Annotated in this window: 15 protein-coding genes; 10 read left to right on the top strand and 5 right to left on the bottom strand. The window is 70.4% G+C overall.

Annotation, left to right across the window (positions count from 1 at the left end):
• Nucleotides 1–34: 34 nt before the first annotated feature.
• On the bottom strand, nt 35–1,234 hold the full coding sequence (nadA, locus tag ACFWEG_RS23155) for a quinolinate synthase NadA (RefSeq protein ID WP_387218314.1): 1,200 nt from the start codon (nt 1,232–1,234) through the stop codon (nt 35–37).
• Nucleotides 1,235–1,466: 232 nt separating this feature from the next.
• Between nadA and ACFWEG_RS23160 the strand changes: the two genes are divergently transcribed.
• On the top strand, nt 1,467–1,823 hold the full coding sequence (locus tag ACFWEG_RS23160) for a HesB/IscA family protein (protein ID WP_387218317.1): 357 nt from the start codon (nt 1,467–1,469) through the stop codon (nt 1,821–1,823).
• 63 nt (nt 1,824–1,886) lie between these two features.
• Here ACFWEG_RS23160 and ACFWEG_RS23165 read toward each other — a convergent pair whose 3' ends face one another.
• Nucleotides 1,887–3,401, bottom strand: coding sequence for a hypothetical protein (locus ACFWEG_RS23165; protein WP_387218320.1), 1,515 nt, complete (start codon nt 3,399–3,401; stop codon nt 1,887–1,889).
• 88 nt (nt 3,402–3,489) lie between these two features.
• On the bottom strand, nt 3,490–3,705 hold the full coding sequence (locus ACFWEG_RS23170) for a hypothetical protein (RefSeq protein ID WP_387218322.1): 216 nt from the start codon (nt 3,703–3,705) through the stop codon (nt 3,490–3,492).
• A 133-nt stretch (nt 3,706–3,838) separates the two neighbouring features.
• Between ACFWEG_RS23170 and ACFWEG_RS23175 the strand changes: the two genes are divergently transcribed.
• On the top strand, nt 3,839–4,813 hold the full coding sequence (locus ACFWEG_RS23175) for a carbohydrate kinase family protein (protein ID WP_387218325.1): 975 nt from the start codon (nt 3,839–3,841) through the stop codon (nt 4,811–4,813).
• A gap of 265 nt (nt 4,814–5,078) precedes the next feature.
• On the opposite strand, the gene ACFWEG_RS23180 is transcribed toward ACFWEG_RS23175, so the two are convergent.
• The gene (locus ACFWEG_RS23180) at nt 5,079–6,482 is read right to left on the bottom strand and encodes a cysteine desulfurase/sulfurtransferase TusA family protein (RefSeq protein ID WP_387218328.1); all 1,404 of its coding nucleotides are present in this window, start codon (nt 6,480–6,482) and stop codon (nt 5,079–5,081) included.
• Nucleotides 6,483–6,730: 248 nt separating this feature from the next.
• On the opposite strand from ACFWEG_RS23180, the gene coxB reads away from it, so the two are divergent.
• The 4 genes from coxB (at nt 6,731) to ACFWEG_RS23200 (ending at nt 11,269) form a co-directional block, all read left to right on the top strand.
• Nucleotides 6,731–7,702 carry a cytochrome c oxidase subunit II gene (gene coxB, locus ACFWEG_RS23185; protein WP_387218330.1) on the top strand — a complete coding sequence of 324 codons (972 nt, stop codon included), beginning with the start codon at nt 6,731–6,733 and terminating at the stop codon, nt 7,700–7,702.
• On the top strand, nt 7,699–9,438 hold the full coding sequence (gene ctaD / locus ACFWEG_RS23190; RefSeq protein ID WP_387218333.1) for a cytochrome c oxidase subunit I: 1,740 nt from the start codon (nt 7,699–7,701) through the stop codon (nt 9,436–9,438). The genes coxB and ctaD overlap by 4 nt, the downstream gene beginning before the upstream one ends.
• Nucleotides 9,435–9,833 (top strand): cytochrome c oxidase subunit 4, encoded by a 399-nt coding sequence (locus ACFWEG_RS23195; protein WP_387218336.1) that lies wholly within the window; start codon nt 9,435–9,437, stop codon nt 9,831–9,833. Before ctaD ends, ACFWEG_RS23195 begins: the two co-directional genes overlap by 4 nt.
• Nucleotides 9,834–10,000: 167 nt before the next feature.
• Nucleotides 10,001–11,269: an Ig-like domain-containing protein gene (locus tag ACFWEG_RS23200; protein WP_387218339.1), complete on the top strand. Its 1,269-nt coding sequence runs from the start codon at nt 10,001–10,003 to the stop codon at nt 11,267–11,269.
• A gap of 55 nt (nt 11,270–11,324) precedes the next feature.
• On the opposite strand, the gene ACFWEG_RS23205 is transcribed toward ACFWEG_RS23200, so the two are convergent.
• Complete coding sequence (locus tag ACFWEG_RS23205) at nt 11,325–11,729, bottom strand: hypothetical protein (RefSeq protein WP_387218342.1); 405 nt, start codon at nt 11,727–11,729, stop codon at nt 11,325–11,327.
• A gap of 165 nt (nt 11,730–11,894) precedes the next feature.
• Here ACFWEG_RS23205 and ACFWEG_RS23210 point away from each other — a divergent pair, with 165 nt between their 5' ends.
• The 4 genes from ACFWEG_RS23210 (at nt 11,895) to ACFWEG_RS23225 (ending at nt 16,121) form a co-directional block, all read left to right on the top strand.
• Nucleotides 11,895–12,515, top strand: a complete 621-nt coding sequence (locus tag ACFWEG_RS23210; protein WP_387218345.1) for a heme-copper oxidase subunit III — start codon at nt 11,895–11,897, stop codon at nt 12,513–12,515.
• 77 nt (nt 12,516–12,592) lie between these two features.
• A complete protein-coding gene (locus tag ACFWEG_RS23215) occupies nt 12,593–13,402 on the top strand; it encodes a c-type cytochrome (protein ID WP_387218348.1) in 810 nt (269 codons plus the stop codon).
• Nucleotides 13,399–14,490 (top strand): Rieske 2Fe-2S domain-containing protein, encoded by a 1,092-nt coding sequence (locus ACFWEG_RS23220; RefSeq protein WP_387218351.1) that lies wholly within the window; start codon nt 13,399–13,401, stop codon nt 14,488–14,490. Before ACFWEG_RS23215 ends, ACFWEG_RS23220 begins: the two co-directional genes overlap by 4 nt.
• Nucleotides 14,487–16,121 carry a cytochrome bc complex cytochrome b subunit gene (locus tag ACFWEG_RS23225; RefSeq protein ID WP_387218353.1) on the top strand — a complete coding sequence of 545 codons (1,635 nt, stop codon included), beginning with the start codon at nt 14,487–14,489 and terminating at the stop codon, nt 16,119–16,121. The genes ACFWEG_RS23220 and ACFWEG_RS23225 overlap by 4 nt, the downstream gene beginning before the upstream one ends.
• The last annotated feature ends 48 nt before the right edge of the window (nt 16,122–16,169 follow it).

The following is a 16,169-nucleotide window of genomic DNA, read 5'->3' on the forward strand; positions in this document are numbered from 1 at the left end:
GCCCTTCGGCGTCTCGGGACGGGCGGGCGGGCGGCTACGGCAGCGCCAGCATCCGCTCCAGCGCCAGCTTGGCGAACTGCTCCGTCTCCCGGTCCACCGTGATCCGGTTGATCAGCTTGCCCTCGGCGAGCGACTCCAGCGTCCACACCAGGTGCGGCAGGTCGATCCGGTTCATCGTTGAGCAGAAGCAGACCGTCCTGTCGAGGAAGACGATCTCCTTGTCCGGGTGCGCGTTCGCGAGCCGCCGCACCAGGTTCAGCTCGGTGCCGATCGCCCACTTCGACCCGGCGGGCGCCGCGTCGAGCGCCTTGATGATGTACTCCGTCGACCCGACCTGGTCGGCCGCCGCGACGACCTCGTGCTTGCACTCCGGGTGCACCAGGACCTGCACGCCGGGGATCCGCGCCCGCACGTCGTCCACCGAGTCGAGCGAGAACCGGCCGTGCACGGAGCAGTGCCCGCGCCACAGGATCATCCTCGCGTTCCGCAGCTCCTCGACGGTGAGCCCGCCGTTCGGCTTGTGCGGGTTGTAGAGCACGCAGTCGTCGAGCGACATCCCCATGTCGCGCACGGCCGTGTTCCGCCCCAGGTGCTGGTCGGGGAGGAACAGCACCTTCTCGCCCTGCTCGAACGCCCAGTCCAGCGCCCGCTTCGCGTTGCTGGACGTGCAGATCGTCCCGCCGTGCTTGCCGGTGAACGCCTTGATGTCCGCGGAGGAGTTCATGTACGACACGGGCACGGTCACGTCCGTGATCCCCGCCTCGGCGAGCACGTCCCAGCACTCCGCGACCTGCTCGGCCGTCGCCATGTCGGCCATCGAGCAGCCGGCCGCCAGGTCCGGCAGCACGACCTTCTGGTCGTCGCCGGTGAGGATGTCCGCGGACTCGGCCATGAAGTGCACACCGCAGAAGACGATGTACTCCGCCTCGGGCCGCGCGGCCGCGTCCCGGGCGAGCTTGAAGGAGTCGCCGGTGACGTCGGCGAACTGGATGACCTCGTCGCGCTGGTAGTGGTGGCCGAGGACGAACACCTTGTCCCCGAGCTTCTCCTTCGCCGCGCGCGCCCGCTCCACCAGGTCCGGGTCGGACGGGGAGGGCAGGTCGCCGGGGCAGTCCACCCCGCGCTCGCTCCTGGGGTCGGCCTCCCGGCCGAGCAGCAGCAGGGCGAGGGGCGTCGGCTGGACGTCCAGGTCGACGGGCTCGGTACGGGGCTGGGCGGTGGTCACGTCACGCACCCTTTCTGCGTTTCGTTTTTCGTCACAATGACGTTATCTATGATAACCCCTTTACGTCACCTTGACGATGTCCATTTCGTCGATGTGACGCATCGCCCTTCGCCTGCCGGGACGGGAGGGCGGTGTGCGAGCATGAGAGGGAAAGACACGCGAAACGGCCGGAATGAATCCGGATCCGCGGCGGTTGACCCCGTCGGCAAGCAGTCTCCGTATGAACCCGGGAGTGAAGCAGATGTCCGTATCGGACGAGAAGACCACGGTGAGCGACGGCATCCTCCTGTCCGACGCCGCCGCGTCCAAGGTCAAGACCCTGCTCGACCAGGAAGGCCGTGACGACCTCGCCCTGCGCGTCGCCGTCCAGCCCGGTGGCTGCTCCGGTCTGCGCTACCAGCTCTTCTTCGACGAGCGCTCGCTCGACGGCGACGTCGTGAAGGACTTCGACGGTGTGAAGGTCGTCACCGACCGCATGTCCGCCCCGTACCTCGGCGGCGCGTCGATCGACTTCGTCGACACCATCGAGAAGCAGGGCTTCACCATCGACAACCCGAACGCCACCGGCTCCTGCGCCTGCGGCGACTCGTTCAGCTAGGCCCCACGGCGGGCACGGCGGAGGCGGTTCCCCTCGGGGGAGCCGCCTTCGCCGCGTGTGCGGTCAGTCCCTGCGGACCGTGGCCCCCGAGCCCGCGTCGACGACCTTCCGGTCCCCGAGCGGCGCGTCCAGCGTCACCTCCGCCGTCAGCTCCTTCGCGACCATGACGCACCACGTGTCCGGGTCGGGCGTGCTCTCGGTGACCTCCACCCGCACGCTCCCCCCGCTCTCGACCGCCCGCGCCGCGTAGTCCGAGCAGGCCCCGCCCCAGAAGCGGACGGTGAGCCGCCCGCCGTCCGCCCGGTAGGACTCCACCCGCGGGCCCCTCGCCCTTCCGTCGCCGTCACCCGGTACGGCCGGGAGCGTGGAGGCGTCCGCGGGGGGCTCCGGCGCCGCCAGGTACTCCGGCTCCACCGCCGTCCGCGCCACCGTCGACGGCGGTCCGTCGCCGTCCGGGGCGACGGTGAACAGCCACGACGGGACCAGCGTCTGCCGCCCGTCGACGAACGCGACGGCCAGACCGAGCTCGGCGTCCTCCACCGCCAGCGGCTCCACCGGCTTCCCGGGCGCGGGCCCGGACGACTCGCACGGCTGTTGCGTCCGCCCCGCTGCTGCAGGCCCGTCCAGCGGCGGGGTCGTCGCACAGCCGCCGATGCCCACCGGCCCGTCCCCGGCGGCCTCCGCGTTCAGCTGCTCCACGGCCTCCTTTGCCCCCACCACCGGGTAGACGTCGCCCTTCGCCGGCACCGTCAGGTGCCCGCTCCCGCCCACCACCTGGCCGTCCGAGCCGATCTGCAGCCCCGTCGACCAGCCGTACGTGGGCAGCCCGTCGTACACCGGTGCGGCGTTGACGACCCGCACGGCGCCCATCAACTGCGCCGCGTCCGTCTTCGCCGTGTCCAGGCCCAGCTCCTTCAGGACCGGAGCCGCCGCCGCCCGGGCCGCCCGCTCGCCCACCGCGGCCGAGGGATCGCCCGCGCCCTTCCCGGGCTCACCCGGCGCACAGCGGTCCGCCTTGCGGCAGTCGTCCGTGTTGCCACCGCCCGCGCCGCCGTTCCCGTACCGGGCGAACGTCCAGGTGCCCGGGGCCTGCCTGCCGACCCGCAGCTTCGGGCCCGAGCCGTCGGCGACCGTGCCCACCGCCCAGGCGTCCCCGTCGAGCCGCGGCCTGCCCGGCACGCCGAGCGCCCTGGCGAGCCCGGCGACGTCGTCCACCGCCACCGGCCCGTCCAGCCGGTGCACGGCCGCCTCGTCCGGGCCGTCCGGCAGCGGCTGCGGGGCGCGGTAGGTCACCCCGCCGCCGCCCGGCCCCGGCTCCACGGACCCGGTGAACCCGTCGAGCCGCAGCGGCGGCGGATCGTCGCCGTCCCGGGCGGGCGCCGCCGCGCCCCTGCTCCGGTCGTCGCTCCCGTCCCCGCCGTCGGCCGCCGCCGCGTACACCCCGCCGCCCGCGAGCAGCACCGCGACCGCGACGGCGGCCACCGTGGGCCTCACCCGCCGCGCGCCGCCGTCCGTGGCCGTGCCCGGTCCGCTCTCGTCGCTGCTCACCGCAGGCTCCTCGCCGGTCGTCGCGTCCATCCGTGTCCCTTGCGCACATCCCCGCAACGAGGGACACCGATGGGACGGAACGACCGGCCCGGAGGTTCCGCGCGACGGCCCCCGCGGCTCAGTTGCCGTAGTCGCCCATCGCGTCCGTCAGCCGCGCCGAGGCCGGTGGGACGACGACGCCGTGGATCAGCGACGGAGGCACCGGCTCGGCGCCGGCGCCGAGGAACGGGGGCCAGTGCGGGGCCATCCGGGCGCCGTCGCTGCGCAGTTCGGCCAACTTCTCGGAGCCGGCCGGCCGTCCGCCGAGCCCGCCCGTCACGTGGGTATTCGCCATGACAGCACCGTAAGCACGCGGGCTCGCCGTAAAGAAGCCCCTACGACCGGGTAGCGTGAGCCCGTCCTTTTCCGCGCTCTGGTTCCGCGCCGCCCCCGTCCCTCGCCTCCCTCCCCTCCAGGAGACCTCCGTCGTGCGTATCGCAGTCACCGGCTCCATCGCCACCGACCACCTCATGACCTTCCCCGGCCGTTTCGCCGACCAGTTCGTCGCGGACCAGCTGCACACGGTGTCGCTGTCCTTCCTCGTCGACACGCTCGACGTCCGCCGGGGCGGCGTGGGGGCGAACATCTGCTTCGGAATGGGCCAGCTCGGCACCCGCCCGGTCCTCGTCGGCGCGGCCGGCGCCGACTTCGACGAGTACCGCGCCTGGCTGGACCGGCACGGCGTCGACACCGAGTCCGTCCGGATCTCCGAGGTCAAGCACACCGCGCGCTTCGTGTGCACCACCGACGCCGACCACAACCAGATCGGCTCCTTCTACACCGGCGCGATGAGCGAGGCCCGGCTGATCGAGCTGAAGTCCGTCGCCGACCGGGTCGGCGGGCTCGACCTCGTCCTCATCGGCGCGGACGACCCCGAGGCGATGCTCCGCCACACCGAGGAGTGCCGTTCGCGCGGCATCCCGTTCGCCGCGGACTTCTCCCAGCAGATCGCCCGGATGTCCGGCGACGACATCCGCACGCTGCTCGACCAGGCGACGTACCTGTTCTCCAACGAGTACGAGAAGGGCCTCATCGAGACCAAGACCGGCTGGAGCGACGCCGAGATCCTGTCCCGCGTCGGCACCCGCGTCACCACGCTCGGCTCGCGCGGCGTGCGCGTCGAGCGCGTCGGCGAGCCCGCGATCGAGGTCGGCTGCCCCGACGAGGACGCCAAGGTCGACCCCACCGGCGTCGGCGACGCCTTCCGCGCCGGCTTCCTCTCCGGCCTCTCCTGGGGCGTCTCCCTCGAACGCGCGGCCCAGATCGGCTGCATGCTCGCCACCCTCGTCATCGAGACCCTCGGCACCCAGGAGTACGCCCTGCGCCGCGACCGCTTCATGGACCGCTTCACCAAGGCGTACGGCGACACCGCGGCCGACGAGGTCCGCACCCACCTCGCCTGACCCGCGGCCGGCCCCGCCCCCCCGCCGGGGGTGGGGCCAACCCTGGTACCGCATCCGTCGCCGGCACTCGGCACCGTGTGCACAGCGGGGTGGACGACGTCACCGCCGAGCGGCACGCATCGCGGCGCGGGCCGGCAAGAAACTCAGCCCGGCCGGCGCTTGAGGCCACCGGGCGGAGCCCGGTACGCGCCGGCAGGCGCAGAGCCGCCCGGCGTGAGGGATTCGGGAAGGGGCGGGGTGGGGAGAGAACCGCGAAGCGGGACGACTACCGCGTCCGGCGGACGGCGTAAGCCACCCCCCGCTCGGCGGGGGACTCGCCGACGTACTCCTGCCCCCGCATCTCGCACCACGCCGGGATGTCCAGCCGCGCCGCCGCGTCGTCGGCGAGGACGGTCACCGTCCCCCCGACGGGGACGTCGCCGATGACCTTGGCCAGCTCGATGACCGGGATCGGACACCGCCGCCCGAGCGCGTCGACGACGAGATCGGGCCCCGGCGCGTCCGGCACGGACGCCGAGCCCAGCGACCCCGCGCCCAGGGACTCCCGCACCCCCGCCACCACCCCCGGCAGCACCTCCAGGAACCGCGTCACGTCCTCCTCCGGGACGCCCCGCGGGAGCGACACCCGCACGTTCCCCTCACTGAGCACCCCCATCGCCCGCAGCACATGGCTCGGCGTCAACGTGCTGCTCGTGCACGACGAGCCGGACGACACCGAGAACCCCTCCGCGTCGAGCGCGTGCAGCAGCGCCTCCCCGTCCACGTACAGGCACGAGAACGTCACCAGGTGCGGCAGCCGCGCCACCGCGTCCCCCACCACCTCCACGTCCGGCACCCGCGCCACCGACGACCGGATCCGCTCGACCAGCGCCCGCAGCCGCGCCGCCTCCTCCGCCGCCGCCTCCGCCCGCACCGCCCGCAGCGACGCCGCCGCGGCGACGATCGCCGGCAGGTTCTCGAAGCCGGCCGCCCGCCCCGACTCCCGCTCCCCGGAAGGGCCCGGCGCGGCGAACCGCACCCCCTTGCGCACCGCGAGCAGCCCGACCCCGGCAGGCCCGCCCCATTTGTGCGCGCTCGCCGCGAGCAGCGACCACGGCCCCGCCACCGGCCCCCACCCGAGCGACTGCGCCGCGTCCACGAGCAGCGGCACCCCCGCCTCCCGGCAGCCCGCGGCCACCTCCGCCACCGGCTGGAGGGTGCCGACCTCGTGGTTGGCGGACTGCAGACACGCGAGGCCCGCGACCGACCCGTCCGCCCCCGAACGCACCGCGGACAGGAACGAATCGACCGAAACCGCCCCGTTCCGCCCCACCGGCACCTCGAGGGCCGACCCGCCCGCACCCTCGTGGGCGGCGGCCGAATGGAGTACGGCGGAATGTTCGACCGCCGAGACGACGAGCCGCCGCCCCACCCGCCGGCGCCCGGCGAGCGCCCCGGCGATCCCGGTGTGCAGCGCGTGCGTCCCCGAAGGGGTGAAGGAGAGTTCGTCCGGGCGGCAGCCGACCGCCTCCGCGGCCGTCTCCCGGGCCGCGTCGAGCAGCATCCGGGCCCGCCGGCCCTCCCGGTACAGGCGGCCGGGGTCCGCCCACCCCTCGTCCAGGGCGGCGAGCAGCGCCTGCCGGGCCACGGGATGCAGGGGGGCGGAGGACGCGGAGTCGAAGTAGGGCACGCCCCACGCTAACCCCGCGCCACGCCCGACCCCCGAACCCCCGTCAGATGGCCCCCGGAGCGACGGATTCCACCCCTTCGGGGAGTCCGGCGGCGCGTTGGGCACCCTCCCCGCGCGACCCCAAATAGCGTCCAGTAGGGTTTGGTCCGCATAAACATCCAAACCCCTGCCCGTGTGCCAGGGCGGCGACCGACCAGTCAGAACGGCCGCGCCGACCAGCGCGGGCGAGACTCTCGGGAAGGCGCTACGTGAGTCCCAACGGCTCCGACCGCTCGTCGCGGCGCCCGATGCGGCGGAAGCTGCTGCAGGTGCTGACCGCGGGACTGGTCCTGGCGACCGCCTCCGGTTGCTCGTACACATGGGAGGACTTCCCTCGTCTGGGAATGCCTACCCCGACCACGGAAGAGGCTCCACGGATCCTCTCCCTCTGGCAGGGCTCCTGGGCGGCGGCGCTCGTCACGGGCGTCCTGGTCTGGGGCCTGATCCTGTGGAGTGTCTACTTCCACCGGCGCAGCCGCACCAAGGTCGAGGTTCCCCCGCAGACCCGGTACAACATGCCCATCGAGGCGCTGTACACGGTGACGCCCCTCATCGTCGTCTCGGTCCTCTTCTACTTCACGGCCCGTGACGAGTCGAAGCTGCTCGCCCACGTCGACAAGCCGGCCCACACGGTCAACGTGGTCGGCTACCAGTGGAGCTGGGGCTTCAACTACATCGAGGACGTGGACGGCGACGCCTCCACCGGAGACGCGGCGAAGGACGAGAACCTCCGCAACATTCCGAACCGGTTCCTCGAGGACTTCAAGCCGGGCGCCGAGGGCGTCTACGACTTCGGCGTCCCCGGTACCCGCAACCCCCAGAACGGCAACCCCGGCCCGACGCTGTGGCTGCCCAAGGGGGAGAAGGTCCGCTTCGTCCTGACCTCGCGCGACGTCATCCACTCCTTCTGGGTGGTGCCGTTCCTCATGAAGCAGGACGTCATCCCGGGCCACACCAACTCCTTCGAGGTGACTCCCAACAAGGAGGGCACCTTCAAGGGCAAGTGCGCCGAGCTCTGCGGTGTCGACCACTCCCGCATGCTCTTCAACGTGAAGGTCGTCTCCCCGGAGCGGTACAAGCAGCACCTCAAGGACCTTGCTGAGCAGGGCAAGGGCGGGTACATCCCGGCCGGCATCACTCAGTCCGGGCCCTCCAAGAACTGGGAGCCGAACAAACTGTGAGCATCCTCAACGACCCCCACAAGGGTGCCGCCGTGTCTGAGGACTCGTACGCGGACGAGCTCCCGGTGCGGCGCAGGGAACCGGGCAACGTCGTGATCAAGTGGCTCACCACCACCGATCACAAGACGATCGGCTCCCTCTACCTGATCACGTCCTTCGTGTTCTTCTGCGTCGGCGGCCTGATGGCGCTCTTCATGCGCGCCGAGCTGGCCCGTCCCGGCACGCAGATCATGTCGAACGAGCAGTTCAACCAGGCGTTCACGATGCACGGCACGATCATGCTGCTGATGTTCGCGACGCCGCTGTTCGCCGGATTCGCGAACTGGATCATGCCGCTGCAGATCGGCGCGCCCGACGTGGCGTTCCCGCGGCTGAACATGTTCGCCTACTGGCTGTACCTCTTCGGGTCGATCATCGCCGTGGCGGGCTTCCTCACGCCGCAGGGCGCCGCCGACTTCGGCTGGTTCGCCTACTCCCCGCTGTCGGACGCGGTCCGCTCGCCGGGCGTCGGCGCCGACATGTGGATCATGGGTCTGGCCTTCTCCGGCTTCGGCACGATCCTCGGCTCGGTCAACTTCATCACCACGATCATCTGCATGCGGGCCCCCGGCATGACGATGTTCCGGATGCCGATCTTCACCTGGAACGTGCTGCTGACCGGTGTCCTGGTCCTGCTCGCCTTCCCGGTGCTCGCCGCCGCGCTCTTCGCGCTGGAGGCGGACCGCAAGTTCGGCGCCCACATCTTCGACCCGGCGAACGGCGGAGCGCTGCTCTGGCAGCACCTCTTCTGGTTCTTCGGCCATCCGGAGGTGTACATCATCGCGCTGCCGTTCTTCGGCATCATCAGCGAGATCATCCCGGTCTTCTCCCGCAAGCCGATGTTCGGCTACATCGGCCTGATCGCCGCGACGATCGCCATCGCCGGCCTCTCGGTGACGGTGTGGGCGCACCACATGTACGTGACGGGCGGCGTCCTCCTGCCGTTCTTCTCGTTCATGACCTTCCTCATCGCGGTGCCCACCGGTGTGAAGTTCTTCAACTGGATCGGCACCATGTGGAAGGGCTCGCTGTCCTTCGAGACGCCGATGCTCTGGACGATCGGGTTCCTGATCACCTTCACCTTCGGTGGTCTGACCGGTGTCATCCTCGCCTCGCCGCCGATGGACTTCCACGTGTCCGACTCGTACTTCGTGGTCGCGCACTTCCACTACGTGGTCTTCGGCACCGTCGTCTTCGCGATGTTCGCCGGCTTCCACTTCTGGTGGCCGAAGTTCACCGGCAAGATGCTCGACGAGCGCCTGGGCAAGATGACCTTCTGGACGCTGTTCATCGGCTTCCACGGCACCTTCCTGGTCCAGCACTGGCTGGGCGCCGAGGGCATGCCGCGCCGGTACGCCGACTACCTGGCGGCCGACGGCTTCACCGCGCTGAACACCATCTCGACGATCAGCTCGTTCGTCCTCGGCCTGTCGCTCCTGCCGTTCTTCTACAACATCTGGAAGACGGCGAAGTACGGCGTCAAGATCGAGGTCGACGACCCGTGGGGCTACGGCCGTTCGCTGGAGTGGGCGACCTCCTGCCCGCCGCCGCGGCACAACTTCCTCACGCTGCCGCGCATCCGCTCGGAATCCCCGGCGTTCGATCTCCACCACCCGGAGATCTCCGCCCTGGAGACCGTGGTCAACAAGGGTCAGAAGGACACCGCCGCCATCGGCGGCAAGGAGGTCGGCAAGTGAAGATCCAGGGACGGATGTTCCTCGGGCTCAGCGTCTTCGTCCTGATCGCGGCGATCGTCTACGGCCTGTGGTCGAAGGAGCCGGCCGGCACCACCGCGCTGTTCCTCGCCTTCTCGCTCTGCCTGATGGTCGGCTACTACCTGGCCTTCACGGCCAAGCGGATGGACGCCCTCGCGCAGGACAACAAGGAGGCCGACGTCGCGGACGAGGCCGGCGAGGTGGGCTTCTTCAGCCCGCACAGCTGGCAGCCGCTCTCGCTGGCGGTCGGCGGCGCCTTCGCCTTCCTGGCGGTGGCCGTCGGCTGGTGGCTGCTCTACTTCTCCATGCCGCTGATCCTCGTCGGCCTGTTCGGCTGGGTCTTCGAGTACTACCGCGGCGAGAACCAGACGCAGTGACGCCCACCGCCCCCGCGGGCGGCTGAGCGAACCCGAAGGGCCCCTACACCGTCACGACGGTGAGGGGCCCTTCGACACGCCGTGCTGCGGCCGGGCGGCGGCGGCGGTCCACCCGTTCGGCCCTGTCCCGCGCGCCGGGTGACCGGGCCCGCTCGTAGCGTGACGCCATGAGCCACTCACACCGCACACGTACGGTGCTCCAGTGCACCCTGCTGGTCGCGGCCCTGGCTGCGAGCGCCACGGCCTGCTCGGACTCCGCCCCCCACCCGCTCACCGCGCAGCCCTACGACGCGGCCGAGCAGGTCGCGTTCAACGGCTCGGGCGGCGGCAAGGCCGCCCCCGCCGAACCCCTCGACCCGACCGAGCCCCTGGAGGTGACGGCCCGGGGCGGCGAGGGCCGGATCACCGACGTGGTCGCCGTCGACAACGCCGGCCGGTACGTCGCCGGCGAGCTCGCCGCGGACGGCGGCCGCTGGCAGAGCAGCTCGCCGCTCTCCGCCGGCCACCAGTACACCGTCACGGTGAGCACGGAGAACGAGGACGGGGCCCCGGGGCGCCGCACGCTGCTCTTCGAGACCGCCCCCGCCAAGGGCGCCATGACCGTCACGTTCGGCCCGGAGGCGGGCAAGTACGGCGTCGGGCAGCCCGTCACCGCCGAGCTGAGCCGCCCCGTCCGCGACAAGGACGCCCGCGCGGTCGTCGAGAGCAACCTGCACGTCGAGTCCGCCCCGGCCGTCGAGGGCTCCTGGCACTGGGTGGACGACAAGACGCTGCACTACCGCCCGGCGGAGTACTGGCCCGCCAACGCCACGATCCGCGTCGACAGCACCCTGAAGGGCGTCCGCGTCTCCGACAAGGTCTACGGCGGGGCCGCCGAGCCCCTGAAGCTCTCCACCGGCGACCGGGTCGAGGCCGTCACCGACGCCGGGTCCCACCGGATGACCGTCCGCCGCAACGGCAAGGTGATCAAGACGCTGCCGGTGACCACCGGCAAGCCGGGCTTCGACACCCGCAACGGCAAGAAGGTCATCCTGGGCCGCGAGTACCACGTCCGGATGACCGGCACCAGCATCGGCATCCCGGCCGGCTCCTCGGAGTCCTACGACCTGCCCGTCTACTACGCCACCCGCGTCACGTGGAGCGGCGAGTACGTGCACGCCGCCCCCTGGTCGGTGGGCTCCCAGGGCAGCGCCAACGTCAGCCACGGCTGCACCGGCATGAGCATGGGCAACGCGCGGTGGTTCTACGAGACGGTCCGCCAGGGCGACATCGTCGAGGTCGTGAACAGCAACGGCGAGATGATGGCGCCCTTCGGCAACGGCTTCGGCGACTGGAACCTCAGCTGGAAGCAGTGGCAGAAGGGCAGCGCCCTCGGCGACGCGGGGGAGCAGCAGAGCGGCGCCGTCACCGCCGCCCGGCTCGCCCCGCACATCTGACCGACGGGTTCCGGGCAGCAGCGGAACCCGCCCGGCCGCGGCCCGCCCCGGCGCCTCAGGCGCCGACGGCGGGCCGTCCCGCGCGCAGCAGGGCCGCCAGCGCCTCGGGGAACTCCACCGGGTCCACCGGCAGCGTCACCGCGCCGTCCGCGCGGCTCCAGGTGGCCAGCCACGCGTCCTGCGGGCGGCCCATCAGGACCAGCACCGGCGGGCACCCGAAGACCTCGTCCTTGATCTGCCGGCAGACCCCCATGCCCCCGACCGGGGCGGTCTCCCCGTCCAGCACGCACACGTCGACACCGCCGCGGTCCAGCTCCTTCAGGACGGCCGGCAGCGTGGCGCACTCCAGGTACTCCACCGGCGGGACGTCGGCCGCCGGCCTGCGCCCCGCGGCCAGCCTCACCTGCTCGCGGACGTTCGCGTCGTCGCTGTAGACCAGGACCGTGGCGGTCGACTGCATCGTTCCTCCGTGACGTCGGTGTCGCTGTGCGCGGATGCTACTCCTTCCGACACCCCGTCAACAGCGGCCGAGGCGCCGTCGCGATGGGCCGTTCGGGCAGCGCACGGGGGGTGGACACACCGAACGGCACCCCCCAAGGTGAGCGCGGGATAAGCGACCGACATAATGACGGTCGTGGCGACAGCAACGACAGTAGAAACCGGGCACGCGCACCCGTCGGTCAATCGGCCGAACCTCACCAGCGTCGGAACCATCATCTGGCTGAGTTCCGAGCTGATGTTCTTCGCGGCCCTCTTCGCGATGTACTTCACCCTGCGATCGGTGGAAGGCGCCGAGTACTGGACGGAAAAGGCATCCGCCTTGAACCTTCCGTTCTCGCTGACCAACACCGCGATCCTGGTGCTCTCCTCCCTCACCTGCCAGCTCGGCGTCTTCGCCGCCGAGCGCGGCGACGTGAAGAAGCTGCGCATGTGGTTCGTGGTCACCTTCGTGATGGGTGCGATCTTCATCGGCGGTCAGGTCTTCGAGTACACCGAGCTGGTCAAGCACGAGGGTCTCTCGCTCTCGTCCGACCCCTACGGCTCGGCGTTCTACCTGACCACCGGCTTCCACGGACTGCACGTGACAGGCGGCCTCATCGCCTTCCTGCTGGTCCTGGCCCGCACGTACGCCGCCAAGAGGTTCACCCATGAGCAGGCAACAGCGGCCATCGTCGTGTCCTACTACTGGCACTTCGTCGATGTCGTCTGGATCGGGCTCTTCGCCACGATCTACCTGATCAAGTAGCGAAGCGAGACGGGCGCCCGCAGCCCCACCCACGACCAGACGTACCGACGCCGAAGATCCTGACACCGGGGTAATCCGTGAAAAAGCTCTCCGCACGACGACGCCATCCGCTGGCGGCGCTCGTCGTACTCCTCCTCGCGCTGGCGGCCACCGGGGGGCTGTACGCCGCGTTCGCTCCGGCGGACAAGGCGCAGGCCGATGTGACCGCGCAGTCCCTCGCCATCGACGAGGGCAAGAAGCTCTACTCCGTCGGCTGCGCAAGCTGCCACGGAACCGGCGGCCAGGGCACCAGCGACGGTCCGAGCCTGGTCGGTGTGGGCTCCGCCTCCGTCGACTTCCAGGTCGGCACCGGCCGCATGCCGGCCCAGCAGCCCGGCGCGCAGATCCCCAAGAAGAAGGTGATCTACTCGCAGGCCGAGATCGACCAGCTCGCGGCGTACATCGCTTCGCTGGGCGCCGGTCCGATCACCCCGACCGAGTCGCAGTACTCGATCGAGGGCGCCGACGCGGCCAAGGGCGGCGTGCTCTTCCGCAACAACTGCTCGCAGTGCCACAACTTCACCGGTGAGGGCGGTGCCCTGACCGAGGGCAAGTACGCGCCCAGCCTCGAAGGCGTCACCGAGAAGCACATCTACGAGGCCATGCAGACCGGCCCGCAGAACATGCCCTCCTTCCCGGACACGACCATGCCCGAGCAGGAGAAGAAGGACATCATCGCGTACATCAAGTCCGTGAACGGCGAGGACACCGCCAGCCCGGGCGGCCTGGCGCTCGGCGGGCTCGGCCCGGTGGCCGAGGGCCTCTTCGCCTGGATCGCCGGTATGGGTGCGCTGATCGCGGTTGCCATCTGGGTGGCAGCCCACACCGCTAAGGCCAAGAAGTCATGAGTAGCCACGAGAATTCCGAAGAAGAGTCGGTGACGCGGCACGAGAACGTGCCCGCGGACGAGACCTCGCCCGACGAGCTGGACCTGCAGAAGCGCGCGGACCTCGCCGCGTCGGGCCCGTTCCCCGACCCCGGCCTGCCCGCGCACCGGCCCCGCGTCCAGGACATCGACGAACGCGCCGCCCGGCACTCCGAGCGCACCGTCGCGATGCTGTTCACCGTCTCGATGATCTCGACGGTCGCCTTCATCGCGTCGTACGTGGCCTTCCCGGTCGACAAGATCGTCTACATCTGGCCGTTCGGGCACGTCAGCGCGCTGAACTTCTCCCTGGGCCTGACCCTGGGTCTCGCGCTGTTCTGCATCGGCGCCGGCGCGGTCCACTGGGCCCGCACCCTGATGTCCGACGTCGAGGTGGCGGACGACCGGCACCCGATCTCGGCCTCCCCCGAGGTCAAGGCCCAGGTCCTCGCCGACTTCAAGGCGGGCGCCGAGGAGTCGCAGTTCGGCCGCCGCAAGCTGATCCGCAACACCATGTTCGGCGCGATGGCCATGGTCCCGCTCTCCGGCATCGTGCTGCTGCGCGACCTCGGGCCGCTGCCCGAGGACAAGCTCCGGCACACCCGCTGGGGCAAGGGCCTGAAGCTCATCAACATGAACACGCACGAGCCGCTGCGTCCCGAGGACATCGCGGTGGGGTCGCTGACCTTCGCCATGCCCGAGGGCATGGACGAGCACGACCACGACTTCCAGACCGAGATCGCCAAGGCCGCCCTGATGATCGTCCGGATCCAGCCGGAGGACATCAAGGACAAGCGCGAGCTCGACTGGGGCCACGACGGCATCGTCGCCTTCTCGAAGATCTGCACCCACGTGGGATGCCCGATCAGCCTCTACGAGCAGCAGACGCACCACGTCCTGTGCCCGTGCCACCAGTCCACCTTCGACCTCTCCGACGGCGCCCGGGTCATCTTCGGCCCGGCCGGTCACCCGCTTCCGCAGCTGCGGATCGACGTGAACGAGCAGGGCGAACTCCAAGCCCTCGGCGACTTCGCGGAGCCCGTCGGCCCGTCCTTCTGGGAGCGCGGATGAGTACCACTGCCACTTCCGAGCCGCAGCGGGGCAAGGCCCCCGCGGGCGAGCGCATCGCCGACTGGGCGGACGGCCGGCTCGGCCTGTACGGCCTGGCCAAGGCCAACATGCGCAAGATCTTCCCGGACCACTGGTCCTTCATGCTCGGCGAGATCTGCCTCTACGCGTTCATCATCATCATCCTCACGGGTGTCTACCTGACGCTGTTCTTCCACCCGTCGATGAACGAGGTGGAGTACCACGGCAGCTACGTCCCCATGCAGGGCGTGCTGATGTCGGAGGCCTACGCCTCGACCCTGGACATCAGCTTCGACGTCCGCGGCGGTCTGCTCATCCGGCAGATCCACCACTGGGCGGCGCTGATCTTCCTGGCCGCGATGTTCGTGCACATGATGCGCGTCTTCTTCACGGGCGCCTTCCGCAAGCCGCGCGAGATCAACTGGCTGTTCGGCTTCCTGCTGTTCGTGCTCGGCATGTTCACCGGCTTCACCGGCTACTCCCTCCCCGACGACCTCCTGTCGGGCACGGGCGTCCGGTTCACCCAGGGCGCGATCCTGTCGACCCCGGTCGTCGGCACGTACATCTCGATGTTCCTGTTCGGCGGAGAGTTCCCCGGCGGCGACTTCGTCGCCCGGTTCTACTCGATCCACATCCTGCTGCTCCCGGGCATCATGCTGGGTCTGATCGTCGGCCACCTCATCCTGGTCGTCGTGCACAAGCACACCCAGTTCGCCGGCCCCGGCCGGACCGAGAAGAACGTCGTCGGCATGCCGCTGCTGCCGGTCTACATGGCCAAGGCGGGCGGGTTCTTCTTCCTGGTCTTCGGCATCATCGCGGCCATCTCCGCGATCGCCACGATCAACCCGATCTGGGCGCTCGGCCCCTACCGGCCGGACATGGTCTCCACCGGAGCCCAGCCCGACTGGTACATGGGCTTCGCCGAAGGCCTCGTCCGTGTGATGCCAGGCTGGGAGATCAACCTCTGGGGCCACACCCTGGTCCTCGGGGTGTTCATCCCGCTGGTCGTCTTCGGCCTGGTGCTCGGCGCGATCGCGGTCTACCCGTTCATCGAGTCCTGGATCACCAAGGACAAGCGCGAGCACCACATCCTGGACCGCCCGCGCAACGCCCCGACCCGGACCGCGCTCGGCGTCGCCTGGATCACGATGTACTTCGTCACCCTCATCGGCGGCGGCAACGACATCTGGGCCACGCACTTCCACCTCTCGATCAACTCGATCTCCTGGTTCGTCCGGATCTTCTTCTTCCTCGGACCGGTCATCGCGTTCATCGTCACCAAGCGGATCTGCCTCGGCCTGCAGCGCCGGGACAAGGACAAGGTGCTGCACGGCCGCGAGACCGGCCTCATCAAGCGCCTGCCGCACGGTGAGTTCATCGAGGTGCACGAGCCGCTCTCGCCGGAGAAGGCGTACGCCCTCACCGCGCACGAGCAGTACGAGCCGGCCGAGATCGGCGCGACCACCGACGAGAACGGTGTCGCGCGCAAGGTCTCCGCTCCGGAGAAGCTCCGCGTCAAGCTGAGCAAGGGCTACTTCGGCGAGGACAACCAGATCCCGAAGCCGACGGCCGAGGAGCACCGCGAGATCACCAGCGGCCACGGCCACCACTGATCCCGCGCCACCGCACGGTCCGAAGCGCTCCGTCCCGACCCTCGGGAC

It is taken from the genome of Streptomyces sp. NPDC060194 (genome assembly GCF_042728285.1).
Lineage (GTDB): Bacteria > Actinomycetota > Actinomycetes > Streptomycetales > Streptomycetaceae > Streptomyces.